This is a genomic window from Microbacterium sp. NPDC055442 (genome assembly GCF_053644215.1).
This window is the reverse complement of record NZ_JBSHLF010000004.1, coordinates 101,942-120,180: the sequence shown is the minus strand read 5'-3', so window position 1 is coordinate 120,180 and position 18,239 is coordinate 101,942. Positions and strand designations below refer to the sequence as shown.

At 68.8% G+C, this 18,239-nt stretch carries 13 protein-coding genes; 11 read left to right on the top strand and 2 right to left on the bottom strand.

The features are described from left to right. Nucleotides 1–112 precede the first annotated feature (112 nt). Nucleotides 113–1,987, bottom strand: coding sequence for an FAD-dependent monooxygenase (locus ACWIBS_RS10305; protein ID WP_376129210.1), 1,875 nt, complete (start codon nt 1,985–1,987; stop codon nt 113–115). A gap of 35 nt (nt 1,988–2,022) precedes the next feature. Then, nucleotides 2,023–3,411, bottom strand: a complete 1,389-nt coding sequence (locus ACWIBS_RS10300; protein WP_376129209.1) for an MFS transporter — start codon at nt 3,409–3,411, stop codon at nt 2,023–2,025. Nucleotides 3,412–3,515: 104 nt separating this feature from the next. On the opposite strand from ACWIBS_RS10300, the gene ACWIBS_RS10295 reads away from it, so the two are divergent. The 11 genes from ACWIBS_RS10295 to ACWIBS_RS10245 all read left to right on the top strand — a co-directional run bounded on the left by ACWIBS_RS10295 (nt 3,516) and on the right by ACWIBS_RS10245 (nt 18,235). Further along, the gene (locus ACWIBS_RS10295; RefSeq protein WP_376129207.1) at nt 3,516–5,012 is read left to right on the top strand and encodes a fumarylacetoacetate hydrolase family protein; all 1,497 of its coding nucleotides are present in this window, start codon (nt 3,516–3,518) and stop codon (nt 5,010–5,012) included. A 41-nt stretch (nt 5,013–5,053) separates the two neighbouring features. Then, nucleotides 5,054–5,734, top strand: a complete 681-nt coding sequence (locus tag ACWIBS_RS10290; RefSeq protein ID WP_376129212.1) for a GntR family transcriptional regulator — start codon at nt 5,054–5,056, stop codon at nt 5,732–5,734. Nucleotides 5,735–5,759: 25 nt separating this feature from the next. Continuing rightward, complete coding sequence (gene hpaE / locus ACWIBS_RS10285) at nt 5,760–7,310, top strand: 5-carboxymethyl-2-hydroxymuconate semialdehyde dehydrogenase (protein WP_376129205.1); 1,551 nt, start codon at nt 5,760–5,762, stop codon at nt 7,308–7,310. A gap of 29 nt (nt 7,311–7,339) precedes the next feature. Further along, nucleotides 7,340–8,506 (top strand): 3,4-dihydroxyphenylacetate 2,3-dioxygenase, encoded by a 1,167-nt coding sequence (gene hpaD, locus ACWIBS_RS10280; protein ID WP_376129204.1) that lies wholly within the window; start codon nt 7,340–7,342, stop codon nt 8,504–8,506. Between the two features lie 143 nt (nt 8,507–8,649). Beyond that, complete coding sequence (locus ACWIBS_RS10275) at nt 8,650–9,435, top strand: 2-keto-4-pentenoate hydratase (protein ID WP_376129203.1); 786 nt, start codon at nt 8,650–8,652, stop codon at nt 9,433–9,435. Next, complete coding sequence (locus ACWIBS_RS10270) at nt 9,420–10,220, top strand: HpcH/HpaI aldolase family protein (protein ID WP_376129201.1); 801 nt, start codon at nt 9,420–9,422, stop codon at nt 10,218–10,220. The genes ACWIBS_RS10275 and ACWIBS_RS10270 overlap by 16 nt, the downstream gene beginning before the upstream one ends. Before the next feature lie 42 nt (nt 10,221–10,262). Continuing rightward, nucleotides 10,263–13,964 (top strand): nitrate reductase subunit alpha, encoded by a 3,702-nt coding sequence (locus tag ACWIBS_RS10265; RefSeq protein ID WP_376129200.1) that lies wholly within the window; start codon nt 10,263–10,265, stop codon nt 13,962–13,964. Next, complete coding sequence (gene narH, locus ACWIBS_RS10260; RefSeq protein WP_376129198.1) at nt 13,964–15,640, top strand: nitrate reductase subunit beta; 1,677 nt, start codon at nt 13,964–13,966, stop codon at nt 15,638–15,640. Before ACWIBS_RS10265 ends, narH begins: the two co-directional genes overlap by 1 nt. Next, nucleotides 15,637–16,257, top strand: a complete 621-nt coding sequence (narJ, locus tag ACWIBS_RS10255) for a nitrate reductase molybdenum cofactor assembly chaperone (RefSeq protein ID WP_376129196.1) — start codon at nt 15,637–15,639, stop codon at nt 16,255–16,257. The genes narH and narJ overlap by 4 nt, the downstream gene beginning before the upstream one ends. After that, nucleotides 16,257–17,027: a respiratory nitrate reductase subunit gamma gene (gene narI / locus ACWIBS_RS10250; RefSeq protein ID WP_376129195.1), complete on the top strand. Its 771-nt coding sequence runs from the start codon at nt 16,257–16,259 to the stop codon at nt 17,025–17,027. Before narJ ends, narI begins: the two co-directional genes overlap by 1 nt. Further along, complete coding sequence (locus tag ACWIBS_RS10245) at nt 17,024–18,235, top strand: nitrate/nitrite transporter (RefSeq protein WP_376129193.1); 1,212 nt, start codon at nt 17,024–17,026, stop codon at nt 18,233–18,235. The genes narI and ACWIBS_RS10245 overlap by 4 nt, the downstream gene beginning before the upstream one ends. The last annotated feature ends 4 nt before the right edge of the window (nt 18,236–18,239 follow it).

The window sequence follows — 18,239 nt, the reverse complement described above, 5'->3', positions numbered from 1 at the left end:
GCGGGTCACGCGCACGGACCGGCGAGACTGCAACGGGAGGCCGAGACAGCGGGGTTAACCCACGGTCTCGGCCTCCCGTTGCAGTCTCGCGGTCAGGAGCGGTCAGGCGCGGTCAGGACATCGAGCGGGCGAAGAACGCGGCGAGCTCGGAGGTCGCGGTGAGCGGAAGCACGGCGGCGACGTACTGGTCGGGGCGCACCACGACCACGACGCCGTCGCGCGAGAGACCGCGCTCGGCGAAGATGTCGACGGTGTTCCACCGGGCGGGCCCGGCGGCGAACACCTTCTCCCAGTCGGTCAGCGCGAGCGGACCCGACTGCGGACGGAAGATCCCCGGCACGGTCGACAGGTCGACCTCGTCGTAGGACTGCGGGTAGATCGCCTTGACGTCGAAGACCGCGTCGAGGTCGGCACCCTCGGGCGTGTGCCGCCGCACGGGCGAGTCCTCGGCCGTGGCCATCCACTCACCCCATTCGGCGAGCGCCGTGCCCGCGGCATCCGCGAAGGCGTACACGCGCCAGCGACCGTCGGCCGTCGCGTGGTGCCCGAGGTGCACGGCGTTGCCGTCGCACACGAGCGTTACGGGAGCGGACTTGAAGCGCTTGCCGAGCGGGAAACCCGTCGCGAGCCCCTGGTGCGCGGCATCCCCGACGATCGAGGACTCGTCGTACTGCGTCATGAACCCCGACGGGAACTCCGCCGTCGCGAGGTAGTGGGTCGCCAGGTCCTGAGGGTCGGAGATCTCCTCGGGCTTGCGCGCCATGAGCGCCGACCACTCGCGGTCGAAGTCGATGAGCTGCTGGGCGACGGGCTGACGCTCGGCCGAGTACGTCGACAGCAGATCGACGCCGCTGCGGCCCGTGAGCACCGAGCCGAGCTTCCAGCCGAGGTTGAAGCCGTCCTGCATCGAGACGTTCATGCCCTGGCCGGCCTTCGCGCTGTGCGTGTGGCACGCGTCGCCCGTGAGGAAGACCCGGGGTGCGCGATCGGAGCCCACCTCGACGTCGTCGAACTTGTCGGTCACGCGGTGCCCGACCTCGTAGACGCTCGACCAGGCGACCTCTTTCACGTCGAGCGTGTAGGGGTGCAGGATGTCGTTCGCCCGCTGGATGACCTCTTCGACGGGCGTCTGGCGCACGCGGTGGTTGTCGTCTTCGGCGACCTCACCGAGGTCGACGTAGATGCGGCTCAGGTAACCGCCCTCGCGCGGGATGTGCAGGATGTTGCCGGCGGCCGAGTTGATCGCGCACTTCGTGCGCCAGTCGGGGAAGTCGGTGTTCACGAGCACATCCATGACACCCCACGCGTGGGCGGAGATGCCGCCGATGTGCTTGCGCCCGATCGCCTCGCGCACCCCGCTGCGCGCGCCGTCGCTGCCGACGACGTATTTCGCACGGATCGTGCGCTCCTGCCCCGCGCGCTCACCCCCGACGAACTTCACGCGCACCTCGACGGGGTACTCCCCCTCGTCGTGCACCGTGAGACCGAGGAACTCGACGCCGTAGTCGGGCACGATGCGCCCTGGACCGTGCGCCGCCGCTTCGGCGAAGTAGTCCAGCACGCGCGCCTGGTTGACGATGAGGTGCGGGAACTCGCTGATGTCGTACGCGTAGTCCTCGGTCCGCGACGTGCGGATGATGTTCTTCGGGTTCTCGGGATCGGCGTTCCAGAAGTTCATGTAGCCGATGTTGTACGCCTCGGCGATGATCCGCTCGGCGAAGCCGAACGCCTGGAACGTCTCGACGCTCCGCGGCTGGATGCCGTCGGCCTGACCGAGCGGCAGCCTCCCTTCGCGGCGCTCGATGATGCGCGTCGCGACGTCGGGGAACTGCGACATCTGCGCCGCCAGGAGCATTCCGGCCGGGCCCGACCCGACGATGAGCACATCCATCTCGTCGGGAAGGTCGGCCGGTCGGTCGAGGCCGATCCCGGCGGCCGGCTGCACGCGCGGATCCTTCGAGACATAGCCGTGGTGATGGAACTGCATGGGTCCTCCTCGCTGTCGTCAGGCTACGGGTCGGCTCACGCCTTGGACAGCCCGTAGATCGGGCTGACCGACTGCTCTTCCTCGTGGTCGGGTCCGAGCGGAATGCCCGAGCGGTCGCGCAGCAGCAGCGTCGCGATGAGCCCGATGACCGTCATGCCGGCCAGGTACCAGGTGACCGAGTCTGTCGTGCCGGTCGTCTGCACGAGCCACTGGGCGATCGTCGGTGCGAAGGCGCCACCGGCGATCGCGCCGATCGCGTACGAGATCGACACACCCGAGAAGCGGATGCTGGCGGGGAAGAGCTCGGAGTAGAGAGCCGCCTGCGGGCCATAGGTGAAGCCGAGGCCGATCGTGAGGATCGCCAGGCCCGCGAAGAGCAGTCCGACGTTGCCCGTGTTGACGAGCGGGAAGAGCGCGAACACGCCGCCCAGCTGCAGGACCCAGCCGATGAGGTACGTCGTGCGGCGGCCGATCTTGTCGGCGATCCAGCCGGCGAACAGCGTCGAGAGCAGCCACGTGACGGCCGAGCCGGTGACAGCCCACAGCACGGGACCGCGCTCGAGCTGCAGCGGACCCTCGGGGTTCGTCGCGTAGCCCTGGATGTAGCCGCCGGTCGTCATGTAGCCGACGGCGTTGTTGCCCGCGAAGACGAGTGCGGCGATGATCACGAGCAGCAGGTGGCGCTTGAACAGCTGCACGATCGGCATCTGCGCCTTCTCCTTGCGCTCGGCGAGCTCGGTGAACACCGGGCTCTCCTCGACCTTGCGACGCACGTAGTAGCCGATGACGATCAGCACGATGCTGAGCAGGAACGGGATGCGCCATCCCCACTCGAGGAACGCGTCACCGGGCGCGATGATCGCCATGAGCGCCATGATGCCCGAGGCCAGCAGGAGGCCGAGCGGCACGCCGATCTGCGGAGCGGCGCCGAAGATGCCACGACGGGTCCGGGGTGCGTGCTCGACCGCCATGAGCACGGCACCGCCCCACTCGCCACCGGCCGAGATTCCCTGCAGGATGCGCAGCAGGATGAGCAGGATCGGAGCGGCGATGCCGATCATCTCGAACGTGGGAAGGACACCGATCAGGGTCGTCGCCGCGCCCATCAGGATGAGGGTGACCATCAGCACGAACTTGCGGCCGTACTTGTCGCCGAAGTGTCCCGCGAGGAACGCGCCGAGCGGGCGGAACAAGAAGCTCACGCCGACGGTCGCGAACGAGATCAGCAGGCTGTTCGCACCGAGGCCCTCGAAGAAGAGCTGGCCGAAGACGAGGCCCGCCGCCGAGGCGTAGACGAAGAAGTCGTACCACTCGACGGTCGTGCCGACGACCGTCGCGAAGACGACGCGTCGGCGGTCTTTGTGTGACGCGATGGTGCCGGTGGGGGTGAAGCCCCCGGCGCGGTCCTGTTCTGGTGTGCTCATCGTCGATGCTCCCGTGTGACGTCGATGTCGGGCAAGGATCCTCGCTTGCCCCTTTCCGACGAATCATATACGATTTCGGATACGACGCAAGAGCGAGGGAGCTCATGACTGACAACATCGCACGCGGAACCCGGAACGAAGACCCCCGGTTCGCCGCGTTGCCCGTCCGCCCGGGCAAGATCATCGCCATTCACCTCAGCTACGCCTCACGCGCGGATCAGCGGGGTCGGCGCCCCGCGCACCCGTCCTATTTCTTCAAGGCGTCCAGCTCGGTCGCCGCGAGCGGCGGCACGGTCGAGCGCCCCGCGGGCACGGAGCTGCTCGCGTTCGAGGCTGAGATCGCGCTCGTGATCGGCGCCCCCGCGCGTCGCGTCTCGATCGACGAGGCCTGGGACCACGTCGCCTTCGTCACGGCGGCCAACGACCTCGGCGTCTACGACCTGCGCGCGAACGACAAGGGCTCCAACGTCCGCTCGAAGGGCGGCGACGGCTTCACGCCCATCGGTCCCGACCGGATCGACGCGCGCGCCGTGACGCCCGATGCCCTCCGTGTCCGCGCGTGGGTCAACGGCGAGATCGCGCAGGATGACACGAGCGCCGGGATGATCTTCCCCCTGACGCAGCTCGTCGCCGACCTGTCGCAGCACTTCACGCTCGAAACGGGCGATGTCATCCTGACCGGAACGCCGGCCGGATCTTCCGTCATCGAGCCCGGCGACGTCGTCGAGATCGAGGTGGACGCGCCCGACGCGGGGCTCACGACCGGTCGCCTGGTCACGACGGTCGTCGCGGGTGACATGCCGTTCGACGCCGAGCTCGGTTCGCTGCCGGCCGTCGACGACACGCAGCGCGCCGAGGCGTGGGGTTCGCGCGAAGCCGCGGGCCTGCCGCCCGCCGATGCCCCCACCCTCTCGCCCGAACTCCGCGCCAAGCTCGAGCGCGTGCCCGTCGCGGGCCTCTCGCAGCAGCTGCGCAAGCGTGGGCTCAACAACGTCACGATCGACGGCGTGCGGCCCCTGCATCCCGAGGCCAAGATCGTCGGCACGGCCAAGACCCTGCGGTTCGTCCCGAGCCGCGAAGACCTCTTCAAGAGCCACGGCGGCGGATACAACGCGCAGAAGCGCACGTTCGACGCCGTCCGTGACGGCGAGGTCATCGTCATCGAGGCGCGCGGCGAGAGCGGCTCGGGCACACTCGGCGACATCCTCGCGATCCGCGCCCATGCCCAAGGGGCAGCCGGCATCGTGACCGACGGCGGCGTGCGCGACATCGACGCCGTCACGGCGGTCGGCATCCCCGTCTACACGACCGGCGCGCACCCGGCCGTGCTCGGCCGCAAGCACGTGCCGTGGGACCACGACATCACGATCGGATGCGGCGGCACGACCGTGCAGCCGGGCGATGTCATCGTCGGCGACGCGGACGGAGTCATCGTGATCCCTCCCGCCCTGGCCGAAGAGGTCGCCGACGCGGCGCTCGCGCAGGAGGACGAAGATGCGTGGGTCGCCGCGCGCGTCGCGGAGGGACACCCCATTGAGGGCCTCTTCCCGATGAACGCCGAGTGGCGCGCACGGTACGACGCGGCGGTGAGCGGATCGTGACGCTCCGAGAGGCGTCGGCGAGCCGTCAGGAGACGACGGGGCTGCAGGAAGCGCAGCCCAGCAAGTCGCAGCTGGCGTACCGGTGGATCAAGGAGCGCATCGCCAGCCAGGAGTTCACGCCCGGCTACCGCCTCGTGCTCAGCACGATCGCCGGTGAGCTGGACATGAGCGTCGTGCCCGTGCGCGAGGCGATCCGCCACCTCGAGGCCGAGGGCCTCGTGATGTTCGAGCGCAACGTCGGCGCACGCGTCTCGATGGTCGACGACTCGCAGTACCGGTACAGCATGCACGCGCTGTCGATCCTCGAGGGTGCGGCGACGGCGTTGTCGGCACGCAGCCTGAGTGTCCAGGACATCCGCCAGGCACGGTCGATCAACGAGCTCATGATCGAGACGCTCGACCATTTCGATCCGCGCGCCTTCACGCGACTCAACCAGGATTTCCACACCGTCCTGTTCTCGACGTGCCCCAATCCGCGCATGACCGATCTCGTGCGCGGCGAATGGGCGCGCCTGGGCCACCTGCGCGATTCGACGTTCAGCTTCGTCCCCGGCCGCGCGGCGCAATCCGTCCGCGAGCACGAGGACATCCTCCACCTCATCGAGACGGGTGCCCCGCTCGACGAGATCGAGAAGACCGCGCGGCGCCACCGCTCGGCCACCCTCGACGCATACATGACACACGAACACCCCGACGAGAGCCTCGGGCTCCCGGCATTCTGACCCCCTCCCGCGAAGGAGCAATCCCATGACCGACACCGTCACGCGCCACGTCCCCACCGACCTGCCCGACCGCATCCAGCACTACATCGACGGCGAGTTCGTCGACTCGGGAGACGGCGACACCTTCGATGTGCTCGACCCCGTCTCGAACGAGGTCTACGTGCAGGCCGCCTCGGGCAAGAAGGCCGACATCGACCGCGCCGTCGCCGCCGCCGACCGCGCATTCCGCGAAGGACCCTGGCCGCGGATGCTGCCGCGCGAGCGGTCGCGGATCCTGCACCGCATCGCCGACCTGGTCGAGTCCCGCGATGCGCGACTCGCCGAGCTGGAATCGTTCGACTCCGGGCTGCCGATCACGCAGGCCCTCGGACAGGCGAGGCGGGCGGCCGAGAACTTCCGGTTCTTCGCCGACCTGATCGTCGCGCAGGCCGACGACACCTACAAAATGCCGGGCCGCCAGATCAACTACGTCAACCGCAAGCCGATCGGCGTCGCGGGGCTCATCACCCCCTGGAACACGCCGTTCATGCTCGAGTCCTGGAAGCTGGGACCCGCTCTCGCCACCGGCAACACCGTCGTGCTGAAGCCCGCGGAGTTCACGCCCCTGTCGGCATCACTGTGGGCCGGAATCTTCGAAGAGGCCGGACTCCCGAAGGGCGTGTTCAACCTCGTCAACGGGCTCGGCGAAGAGGCCGGCGACGCGCTGGTGAAGCACCCCGACGTGCCGCTCATCTCGTTCACGGGCGAGAGCAGCACGGGGCAGCTGATCTTCGGCAACGCCGCGCCGTACCTCAAGGGGCTGTCGATGGAGCTGGGCGGCAAATCCCCCGCCGTGGTCTTCGCCGATGCCGACCTCGACGCCGCGATCGACGCGACGATCTTCGGTGTGTTCTCGCTCAACGGCGAGCGCTGCACGGCAGGCAGCCGCATCCTCGTGCAGCGCGAGGTGTACGACGAGTTCGTCGAGCGGTACGCCGCGCAGGCGAAGCGCGTCGTCGTGGGCTACCCGCACGAGCCCGAGACCGAGGTGGGGGCGCTCGTGCACCCCGAGCACTTCGACAAGGTCATGTCCTACATCGAGATCGGCAAGTCCGAGGGCCGGCTCGTCGCCGGCGGCGGCCGCCCCGAGGGCTTCGACACGGGCAACTTCGTCGCTCCGACGGTGTTCGCCGACGTGGCATCCGATGCCCGCATCTTCCAGGAGGAGATCTTCGGGCCGGTCGTCGCGATCACGCCGTTCGACACCGACGAGGAGGCGCTCGAACTCGCGAACGGTGTGAGGTACGGCCTCGCGGCCTACGTCTGGACGAACGACCTCAAGCGCGCACACAACTTCGCGCAGGCGATCGAGGCCGGCATGGTCTGGCTCAATTCCAACAACGTGCGGGATCTGCGCACGCCGTTCGGCGGCGTCAAAGCCTCGGGCCTCGGCCATGAAGGCGGCTACCGCTCGATCGATTTCTACACCGACCAGCAGGCCGTGCACATCACGCTCGGCAAGGTGCACAACCCGACGTTCGGCAAGCAGTCGCCGAAAGCCGAGATCACCGAGGCGTCCGAAGACGCCGAGTCCTGACATCCGACACGACAAGCAAGGAAGCTGACATGACCCACCGTGACGACATGACCCTGACCTCCTCGGGCTTCTTCGTGAGCCAGGAGGCGCCGATCCACTCCGACGATCCCGTCCCGACCCCCTCCGCGCCGGCGCCCGACATCCTGCGGTGCGCCTACATGGAGCTCGTCGTGACCGACCTCGCCGCTTCGCGCGACTTCTATGTCGACGTGCTCGGCCTCACCGTGACGGCCGAGGACGACGACGCCGTCTACCTGCGCTCGCTCGAGGAGTTCATCCACCACAACCTCGTGCTGCGCCAGGGCCCCGTCGCCGCCGTCGCCGCGTTCTCGTACCGCGTGCGCACGTCGGAGGACCTCGACAAGGCGGTCGCGTTCTACGAAGAGCTCGGCTGCGACGTGCGCCGCAATCCCGAGGGCTTCACGAAGGGCATCGGCGACTCCGTGCGGGTCACCGATCCGCTGGGCTTCCCGTACGAGTTCTTCCACGACGTCGAGCACGTCGAGCGGCTCGCCTGGCGCTACGACCTGTACACGCCCGGTGCGCTCGTGCGGCTGGACCACTTCAACCAGGTGACCCCCGACGTGCCGCGTGCTGTGAAGTTCATGCAGGACCTCGGCTTCCGCGTCACGGAGGACATCCAGGACGAAGAGGGCACGGTCTACGCGGCATGGATGCGTCGCAAGCCGACCGTGCACGACACCGCCATGACCGGCGGAGACGGCCCTCGCATGCACCACGTCGCCTTCTCGACGCACGAGAAGCACAACATCCTCGCCATCTGCGACAAGCTCGGCGCCCTGCGGCAGTCGGATCGCATCGAACGCGGCCCGGGCCGGCACGGAGTCTCGAACGCGTTCTACCTCTACCTGCGCGACCCCGACGGGCACCGCGTCGAGATCTACACGCAGGACTACTACACCGGCGACCCCGACAACCCCGTCGTGACGTGGGACGTGCACGACAACCAGCGTCGCGACTTCTGGGGCAACCCCGTCGTTCCGTCGTGGTACACCGAGGCGTCGCTCGTGCTCGACCTCGACGGCAATCCGCAGCCGCTGGTCGCGCGCGAGGAGGAGAGCGAGATGGCAGCGACGATCGGCGCCGACGGGTTCTCCTACACGCGCCGCGACGAGGGCGAGGAATCGATGCCCGATTACAAGAAGGGCGAGTTCAAGCTGGGCAACCAGCTCTGAGCCCCCACCCGTCCGGTCGCTGAGCTTGCCGAAGCGTCGACCCTTCGGCAAGCTCAGGGACCACCCTTCGGCAAGCTCAGGGACCACCAAGCTCAGGGACCGGTGGAGAGACCAGTGGACGCGATGAACACCAAGGAGGACGGATGCTGGACCCAGAAGTGATCGCCGCGATCGCGGACGAACTCGCCGAAGCAGATCGCACGCACGGCGTGATCCCGCGGATCACGGCGCGCTACCCCGACGCGACGATCGAGGATTCCTACGCGATCCAGGGCGTGTGGCGTGACAAGAGCATCGCGGCCGGGCGCCGCCTCGTGGGCCGCAAGATCGGACTGACGTCGAAGGCCATGCAGGATGCCACCGGCATCACCGAGCCCGATTACGGCGTCATGTTCGACGACACCGTGTATGCGACGGGCGCGGACATCCCCGCTGACCACTTCTCGAACATCCGCATCGAGGTCGAGCTCGCGTTCGTGCTGAAAGAGCCGCTCGCGGGCCCGGACTGCACGCTCGAGGACGCCCTCGCTGCGATCGATTACGCCGTGCCCGCCCTCGAGGTGCTGAACTCGCACATCGAGATGGAGGGGCGCACGATCGTCGATACGATCGCCGACAACGCCGCGTACGGCGCCATGGTGCTCGGCGACGTGCACAAGCGCCCCGACGAGATCGACCTGCGCTGGGTGCCGGGCGTGCTCGCGCGCAACGGCGAGATCATCGAGACGGGTGTCGCGATGGGCGTGCTCGGGCACCCCGCGACGGGCGTCGCGTGGCTCGCGAACAAGTTCCACCAGCACGGCGCGCGTCTCGAGGCGGGCGAGCTTATCCTCGCGGGATCGTTCACGCGCCCGATGTGGGTTTCGCGCGGCGACGAGGTGCGCTGCGACTTCGGACCGATGGGAGTGATCGAATGCCGCTTCGTCTGACGCCGACCTTCCGCGACCGGCTCGGCGAAGCCACGCGCCCGCTCGCGGGCATGTGGATCTGCTCGGGCTCGCCGCTGGTCGCCGAGATCGGCGCCGGCTCTGGCCTGGACTGGCTGCTGATCGACATGGAGCATTCCCCCAACGGGCTCGAATCCGTACTCGCGCAGCTGCATGCCGTGTCGGCGTACCCGGCGACTCCCGTCGTGCGGGTGCCGATCGGCGACGTCGTGACGATCAAGCAGGTGCTCGACCTCGGTGCGCAGAACCTTCTGGTGCCGATGATCTCGTCGGCCGACGAAGCCCGCGAGGTCGTCGAGGCCGTGCGGTATCCGCCACGCGGCCGACGGGGCGTCGGGTCGGCGCTCGCGCGCTCGGCCCGCTGGAACCGCATCGACGACTACCTCGCGAACGCTGACGACCACGTCTCGCTGTACGTGCAGATCGAGACGGCGGCCGGTGTCGACGCCGCTGCCGAGATCGCGGCGGTCGACGGGGTGGACGGCGTCTTCGTGGGCCCGAGCGACCTCGCGGCATCCATGGGTCTTCTCGGACAGCAGACGCATCCCGACGTCGTCGCCGGTGTGCACCGCGCGTTCGAGGCGGTGAACGCCGCCGGAAAGCCCGTCGGCGTCAACGCCTTCGACCCGGGCGCCGCCCAGTCCTACCTCGATGCGGGCGCCGCTTTCGTGTTGGTCGGCGCCGACGTGGCGCTGCTCGCTCGCGGATCCGAAGCCCTCGCCGCACGGTGGAGCGCGGGCGGCGAAGGGGAGCGCGCCTCGTACTGAAGCCTCTTCCACTGACCCCACGGTTCCGATATCGTCCGGGGCATGACGCCCGCCATCGGTGTTGACGGTCCGGCTTCCGACGCTCTGCTGAAGGTCGGCAGGTTCTTCACGCGGTGGGAGGAGACATCCGACGGGCGTGCCGTGTTCCGTGAGGGCGGGCGCGAAGGAGACGCGTTCTACCGCGAGCGCTGGAGCCACGACAAGGTCGTCCGTTCGACGCACGGCGTCAACTGCACGGGCTCGTGCTCGTGGAAGGTCTACGTCAAAGACGGCATCATCACGTGGGAGGCGCAGCAGACCGACTACCCGTCGGTCGGCCCCGATCGCCCTGAATACGAGCCCCGCGGTTGCCCCCGCGGGGCTGCTTTTTCGTGGTACACCTACTCGCCGACGCGCGTGCGCTACCCGTACGTGCGCGGTGTTCTGCTCGAGGAGTACCGCAGAGCGAAGGCGCGCACGGGCGATCCCGTCCTCGCCTTCGGCGAAGTGACGAAAGATCCCGAGACCCGGCAGGAGTACCAGCGCGCGCGGGGCAAGGGCGGTCTCGTACGGGCATCGTGGCGCGAGGCGGTCGAGCTCGTGGCGGCCGGTTACGTCCACACGATCAAGGAGTACGGTCCCGACCGGGTCGCCGGGTTCTCGCCGATCCCCGCCATGTCGATGGTGTCGCACTGCATCGGCACGCGATTCACCCAGCTCGTCGGCGGCGTCATGACGTCGTTCTACGACTGGTACGCCGATCTGCCGGTCGCCAGCCCCCAGGTGTTCGGCGACCAGACCGACGTGCCCGAGTCGGGTGACTGGTGGGATGCCACCTACCTCATGATGTGGGGCTCGAACGTGCCCGTCACGCGCACCCCCGACGCGCACTGGATGGCCGAAGTGCGCTACCGCGGCACGAAGGTCGTGACGGTCTCGCCCGACTACGCCGACAACACGAAGTTCGCCGACGAGTGGCTGCCCTGCCAGGCGGGCACCGACGCGGCGCTGGCGATGGCGATGGGGCACGTGATCCTCAAGGAGCGCTACGTCGACCAGCGCGTGCCGTTCTTCGTCGACTTCGCCCGCACCTACACCGACCTGCCGCACCTCATCACGCTCGTGCCGCACGCGAGCGGCGGTCTCGTGCCCGGCAAGTTCCTCACGGCCGCCGACCTCGGCGAGACGGCGCCCGAGGACGCCTGGAAGACGGTCGTGCTGGATGCCGCGTTGGGCGAGCCGCGCGTGCCGAACGGCTCGCTGGGGTTCCGCTATGCCGAGTCGGGCGAAGGCCGGTGGAACCTCGACCTCGGCGACGTGCTGCCGGCGCTGTCGGTGCGCGACGCGAAGGTCGCGGAAGAGCCCACCGAGGTGCTCTTCCCCCGGTTCGACGCCCCCGACGGCTCGGGCGACGTGCTGCGCCGCGGAGTGCCGGCGACCCGGGTGAACGGCGTGCTCGTGACGACGGTGCTCGACCTCATGCTCGGGCAGTACGGCGTCGGCCGCGACGGGCTGCCGGGCGACTGGCCGACGGGCTACGACGACGCCTCGACCCCCTACACCCCCGCGTGGCAGGAGGACATCACGGGCGTTCCCGCCGAGGCGTGCACGCGCATCGCGCGCGAGCTCGCGCAGAACTCGGCCGAGTCCAACGGCCGCACGATGATCATCATGGGCGCCGGGATCTGCCAGTGGTTCCACGGCGACGCGACGTATCGGTCGATCCTCGCGCTGCTGATCCTCACCGGCGCGATGGGGCGCAACGGCGGCGGATGGGCCCACTACGTCGGCCAGGAGAAGTGCCGCCCCATCACGGGCTGGCTGTCGCTCGCGAACGCCCTGGACTGGGCGCGCCCGCCGCGCACGATGATCGGCACGGCCTACTGGTACATGCACACCGACCAGTGGCGCTTCGACGGATACGCCGCGGATGCGCTGGCCTCACCGCTGCACGAGGGCAACCTCACCGGCATGCACACCGCGGACACGATCGCGCAGTCCGCGCGCCTGGGGTGGATGCCGTTCTATCCGCAGTACGACGCGAACCCGCTCGATCTGGCCGATGAGGCCGCTGCCGCCGTCGATGCGGGCGAAGCGAAGGATGCCGCATCCTATGTCTCGTCGCGGCTCGTCGACGGCACCCTCAAGACCGCGATCTCCGACATCGACGCGCCCTCGTCATGGCCCCGTCTGCTCACCCTGTGGCGGTCGAACCTGATGGGCTCATCGGCCAAGGGCAACGAGTACTTCCTCAAGCACCTGCTCGGCACCCACCACAACGTGATGGGCGCCGAAGAGGCGACCATCCGGCCGCAAGAGGTGGCCTGGCGCGACGAGGCCCCCGAGGGCAAGCTCGATCTGCTCGTCTCGGCCGACTTCCGCATGACGTCGACGACGCTGCTCTCCGACGTCGTCTTTCCCGCCGCCACCTGGTACGAGAAGCACGACCTGTCGTCGACCGACATGCACCCCTTCGTGCACGCCTTCACCCCCGCGATCGACCCGCCCTGGGAGGCGCGCAGCGACTTCGACCTGTTCCACGCGGTCGCGCGCGAATTCTCCGAGATGGCCAAGACGCACCTCGGTGTGCGCCGCGACATCGTGTCGGTGCCCGTCCAGCACGACACCCCCGGAGAGACGGCGCAGCCCGGTGGCGTCGTGCGCGATTGGGCGCGCGGTGAGGTTCCGCCGATCCCGGGCACGACGATGCCGGCGCTGGCTGTCGTCGAGCGCGACTACACGGCGGTCGCCGACAAGCTCGCGACGGTCGGACCGCTCGCCGACAGCGCCGGGTTCACGATCAAGAACGTCACCTACGACGTGTCGGCCGAGGTCGGACTCCTGGCGCAGAAGAACGGGGTCATGCTCGGCGGCGCGGGCGACGGGCGGCCCGCGATCGACACCGACGTCAAGATGGCCGAGGCGATCCTGGCATTCTCGGGCACGACCAACGGCGAACTCGCGGTGCAGGGCTTCACGACGCTCGAGAAGCGGGTCGGCAAGAAGCTGCACGATCTCGCCGAGGGGTCGGAGGAGAAGCGCATCACCTTCGCGATGACGCAGGCCGCTCCCATGCCCGTCATCACCTCACCGGAATGGTCGGGGTCCGAGACCGGCGGCCGGCGCTACGCCCCCTTCACCGTCAACATCGAGCGGCTCAAGCCCTTCCACACCCTGACGGGACGCATGCACTTCTACCTCGACCACGACTGGATGCGCGATCTCGGCGAAGCCCTGCCGATCTACCGACCACCGCTGGACATGCACCGCCTGTTCGGCGAGCCCAAGCTCGGGCCCGACGGACGTCAGCAGGTGGTCGTGCGCTATCTCACGCCGCACTCGAAGTGGTCGATCCATTCGGAGTACCAGGACAACCTGTTCATGCTGTCGCTCTCGCGCGGCGGGCCGACCGTGTGGATGAGCCCCGCGGATGCCGCGGCGATCGGCGCCGCCGACAACGAATGGGTCGAGTGCGTCAACTCCAACGGCGTTCTCGTCGCCCGCGCGATCGTCTCGCACCGAATGCCCGAAGGCGTCGTCTACGTGCATCACGCGCAGGAGCGCACGATCGACGTGCCGAAATCCGAGGCGACGGGCCGGCGCGGCGGCATCCACAATTCGGTGACGCGTTTGCTCGTGAAGCCGACGCACCTCATCGGCGCATACGCGCAGCTCTCGTACGCGTTCAACTACCTGGGCCCGACGGGCAACCAGCGCGACATGACGGCGACGATCCGCCGTCGCAGCCAGGAGGTGACCTACTGATGCGTGTCATGGCCCAGATGGGCATGGTGATGAACCTCGACAAGTGCATCGGATGCCACACCTGCTCGGTCACGTGCAAACAGGCCTGGACCAACCGGGCCGGCACCGAGTACGTGTGGTTCAACAACGTCGAGACCCGACCGGGGCAGGGGTATCCGCGACGGTACGAGGACCAGGAGACCTGGCGCGGCGGGTGGACCGTCACCAAGCGCGGACGCCTCAAGCTGCGCACGGGTTCCCGGCTCAGCCGGCTGCTCACGATCTTCTCGTCGCCCGTGCAGCCCAAGCTCGAGGACTACTACGAACCCTGGACGTACGACTACCGCACCCTCATCGATGCGCCGCTCGGCGACGATTTTCCCGTCGCGCGGCCGAAGTCTCTCATCACGGGCGAAGACACCCAGATAACGTGGTCGGCCAACTGGGACGACGACCTCGGCGGCGCGACCGAGATGGGCCATCTCGATCCGATGGTCGAGAAGGTGCGGCGCGAGTCCGAGGACAAGATCAAGTTCCAGTTCGAGCAGACGTTCATGTTCTACCTGCCGCGAATCTGCGAGCACTGTCTCAACCCGTCGTGCATGGCGTCGTGCCCGTCGGGGGCGATCTACAAGCGCAGCGAAGACGGCATCGTGCTCGTCGATCAGGACCGCTGCCGCGGCTGGCGCATGTGCATCACGGGCTGCCCGTACAAGAAGATCTACTTCAACCACAAGACCGGCAAAGCCGAGAAGTGCACCCTGTGCTATCCGCGGCTCGAGGTGGGCCTGCCGACGGTGTGCTCCGAGACGTGCGTGGGGCGCCTGCGATACCTCGGGCTCTTCCTCTACGACGCCGACCGGGTCACCGCCGCCGCCGCGACCCCCGACGAACGCGACCTGTACGAAGCGCAGCTCGATCTCATACTCGACCCCGACGACCCCGAGGTCATCGCGCAGGCTCGCGCAGACGGGATCCCCGACGACTGGATGGATGCCGCGCGCCGATCCCCCGTCTACATCCTCGCCAAGAAGCACAAGGTCGCGCTGCCCCTTCACCCCGAGTACCGCACGATGCCGATGGTCTGGTACATCCCGCCGCTGTCGCCCATCGTCGACCTGCTGAGCGAGCAGGGCCACGACGCCGAGTCGGCCGGCACCCTGTTCGGCGCGATCGAGGCGCTGCGGATCCCGGTCGAATACCTCGCCGAGATGTTCACCGCCGGCGACACCGCCGTCGTGACGGAGGTGCTGCGCAAGCTCGCCGCGATGCGCGCGTACCTGCGCGACATGACGCTCGAGCGCGAACTCGACGAGTCGATCCCCGCGTCGGTCGGCATGGACGGCGAATCGATCTACGCGATGTACCGGCTGCTGGCGATCGCGAAATACGAGGACCGGTACGTCATTCCCACGGCCCACTACGAGCAGGCGCACGAGCTCGAGGAGCTCGGCTGCTCGCTCGACTTCGACGGCGGCCCGTACGAGAGCGCGTCGGGACCGTTCGGCGAGGCGAGCGGCCTGCCGACCCCCGTCGCGGTCGAGACCTTCCAGGCGCTGCAGGAGCGACAGACCTCCGGCGCGATGGCCAGCGGCGAACAGCTGCGCGGTCGCGTCAACCTGCTCAACTGGGACGGCAACGGCAGCCCCGACGGGCTGTTCCCCGAGCGCGGCGCCGACGGCGGGACGCCGACATGAATCGCGCCGTCGTCTATCAGGCCGCCTCGATCGTGCTGAGCTATCCCGACGACGACATCCTCGCCCTGCGGGAGGTCGTGCGCCGCGCGCTCGACGAGTCGGCGCGGGGTGCATCCGCCTCCTTCGCTCCCCTGCTGGAGTGGTGGGATGCCTCGACGCCCGAGGCCGTGCAGACCTCCTATGTCGACACGTTCGACATGTCCAAGCGGCACGCGCTGTACCTGTCGTACTGGACCGACGGCGACACGCGTCGGCGCGGACAGGTTCTCGCCGACCTCAAGCGCCGCTTCCGTGAGCAGGGCCTGGAGATCTCGGGCACGGGCGAGCTGCCCGATCACGTGCCCCTCGTGCTGGAATTCGCCGGCAGCAGGCCCGAAGCGGGGGCAGCGCTTCTGCAGGAGTACCGCGCGAGCCTCGAGCTCATCCGCCTCGCCCTCGCCGAGCGCGCATCACCGTATGCGGGCGTCGTCGCGGCGGTCTGCGCGACGCTGCCCGGACGGTCGCCGCAGGACCGGCAGCAGGCGATGGCGATGGCCGCCCAGGGCCCGCCGACGGAGACCGTGGGCTTGGACGCGTACGACCCGAGACTCCTGCCGATGGCGAGCGGAGGGCGCTGATGGATCTGTTCCTGTGGGGCATCCTGCCGTACATCATGGTGGCGATCCTCGTCGGCGGCCTGATCTGGCGCTACCGCTACGACCAGTTCGGCTGGACGACCCGCTCCTCGGAGCTGTACGAATCGCGGCTGCTGCGAATCGGGTCGCCGCTGTTCCACTTCGGCATCCTCGTCGTCGTGATCGGCCACGTGATCGGGCTGGTCATCCCCGAGTCCTGGACAGCGGCGGCCGGCGTGACCGAGGACACGTACCACGTCGTCGCCCTCAGTCTGGGCGGCGTCGCGGGCTTCGCGACGTTCGTGGGCATCGGCATCCTCATCTACCGGCGCCGCACGACGGGGCCCGTCTTCATGGCCACGACGAAGAACGACAAGCTGATGTACGTCGTGCTCCTCGCGGCGATCGTCGCCGGGCTCGCGACGACCGTCATCAGCGTCTTCGACCCGCATCCCGACCAGAACTACCGCGAGACGGTGTCGCCCTGGTTCCGGTCGCTGTTCGTCTTCCAACCGCAGATCGAGGCGATGGCGGCTGCGCCCTTCGCGTTCCACCTGCACACGCTCATCGGCATGGCGCTGTTCATCATCTGGCCCTTCACGCGGCTCGTGCACGCCTTCACCGCACCCGTGCACTATCTCTTCCGCCCCTACATCGTCTACCGCTCCCGAGATGCACGCCCGACGACCGCGGGCGCGACGAAACGCGCCTGGGCGCCCATCGGGACCCCCGATCGCGGCGAGCGCCGACCGAGCCGACGGAGACGTCGATGAGCGCCCCGGCGCCCGCCGCCGACGCGCTGCCCGGCCGCGGGCGCAACCTGGGACTGGCGCTGCTGGCCTTCACGATGACCTTCTGGGCCTGGAACATCATCGGCCCGCTCGGGGTGAGGTACGCCGACGAGCTCGACCTCACCCCGACGCAGCTGTCGGTCCTCATCGCGACCCCCGTGCTCGTCGGGTCGCTGGGGCGCATCGTCACGGGTGCTCTGACCGATCGCTTCGGCGGCCGCGCCATGTTCACGATCTTCACCGCGATCTCGGCCGTCCCCGTGCTGCTGGTGCTGTGGGCGGGCGAGTCCGGCTCGTACGCCCTGCTCATCGTCGTCGGCTTCGTGCTCGGCATCGCCGGGACCACGTTCGCGATCGGCATCCCGTTCGTCAACGCGTGGTATCCGCCCGCCAAACGCGGCTACGCGACGGGCCTGTTCGGCGCGGGAATGGGCGGCACGGCCCTGTCGGCGTTCTTCACACCGCGGATGGTGCAGTGGTGGGGATACACCGCGACGCACATCGCGATCGCGGGCGCGCTGCTCGTCGTCGCCGTCATCGTGTGGTTCGGGATGAAGGACTCCCCCGCGTGGAAACCCAATCGCGACCGCGTCGTGCCCAAGCTCGCGGGTGCCGGCAAGCTCGCCGTCACCTGGCAGATGGCCTTCCTGTACGCCGTGACGTTCGGCGGCTTCGTCGCCTTCTCGACCTATCTGCCGACCTACCTCAAAGAGGTGTACGGCTTCGACCTCGCCGACGCGGGTGCGCGCACGGCGGGATTCGCGATCGCCGCCGTCGTCGCGCGTCCCATCGGCGGATGGCTCTCGGACCGGATCGGTCCCGCCACGATCCTGGGCATCTCGCTCGGCGGCGCGGCCGTCATGGCGGTCGTCATCTCGCTCAAACCTCCTCCCGAGCTGCTCGCCGGGGCGACCTTCGTCGGGATGGCGGTCTTCCTGGGGCTGGGGACCGGAGCCGTGTTCACGTGGGTCGCGCAGCGGGCTCCCGCCGAGCGCGTCGGATCCGTGACCGGCATCGTCGGGGCGGCGGGCGGCCTCGGCGGCTACTTCCCGCCGCTGGTGATGGGTGCGACGTACGACACGGCGACGCACAGCTATACGACGGGACTCCTGCTGCTGTGCGCGACGGCGATCGTGGCGCTCGCCTTCACGATCTTCCTCGGAGCCCGCTCGCGGCAGCGTCGTCCCTGAGCGA

What these genes read in the sequence shown, in the direction of transcription:
- ACWIBS_RS10305 (WP_376129210.1), bottom strand. Translation starts at nt 1,987, where the DNA reads ATGCAGTTCCATCACCACGGCTATGTCTCGAAGGATCCGCGCGTGCAG.
- ACWIBS_RS10300 (WP_376129209.1), bottom strand. Translation starts at nt 3,411, where the DNA reads ATGAGCACACCAGAACAGGACCGCGCCGGGGGCTTCACCCCCACCGGC.
- ACWIBS_RS10295 (WP_376129207.1), top strand. Translation starts at nt 3,516, where the DNA reads ATGACTGACAACATCGCACGCGGAACCCGGAACGAAGACCCCCGGTTC.
- hpaE (WP_376129205.1), top strand. Translation starts at nt 5,760, where the DNA reads ATGACCGACACCGTCACGCGCCACGTCCCCACCGACCTGCCCGACCGC.
- hpaD (WP_376129204.1), top strand. Translation starts at nt 7,340, where the DNA reads ATGACCCACCGTGACGACATGACCCTGACCTCCTCGGGCTTCTTCGTG.
- ACWIBS_RS10275 (WP_376129203.1), top strand. Translation starts at nt 8,650, where the DNA reads ATGCTGGACCCAGAAGTGATCGCCGCGATCGCGGACGAACTCGCCGAA.
- ACWIBS_RS10270 (WP_376129201.1), top strand. Translation starts at nt 9,420, where the DNA reads ATGCCGCTTCGTCTGACGCCGACCTTCCGCGACCGGCTCGGCGAAGCC.
- ACWIBS_RS10265 (WP_376129200.1), top strand. Translation starts at nt 10,263, where the DNA reads ATGACGCCCGCCATCGGTGTTGACGGTCCGGCTTCCGACGCTCTGCTG.
- narH (WP_376129198.1), top strand. Translation starts at nt 13,964, where the DNA reads ATGCGTGTCATGGCCCAGATGGGCATGGTGATGAACCTCGACAAGTGC.
- narJ (WP_376129196.1), top strand. Translation starts at nt 15,637, where the DNA reads ATGAATCGCGCCGTCGTCTATCAGGCCGCCTCGATCGTGCTGAGCTAT.
- narI (WP_376129195.1), top strand. Translation starts at nt 16,257, where the DNA reads ATGGATCTGTTCCTGTGGGGCATCCTGCCGTACATCATGGTGGCGATC.
- ACWIBS_RS10245 (WP_376129193.1), top strand. Translation starts at nt 17,024, where the DNA reads ATGAGCGCCCCGGCGCCCGCCGCCGACGCGCTGCCCGGCCGCGGGCGC.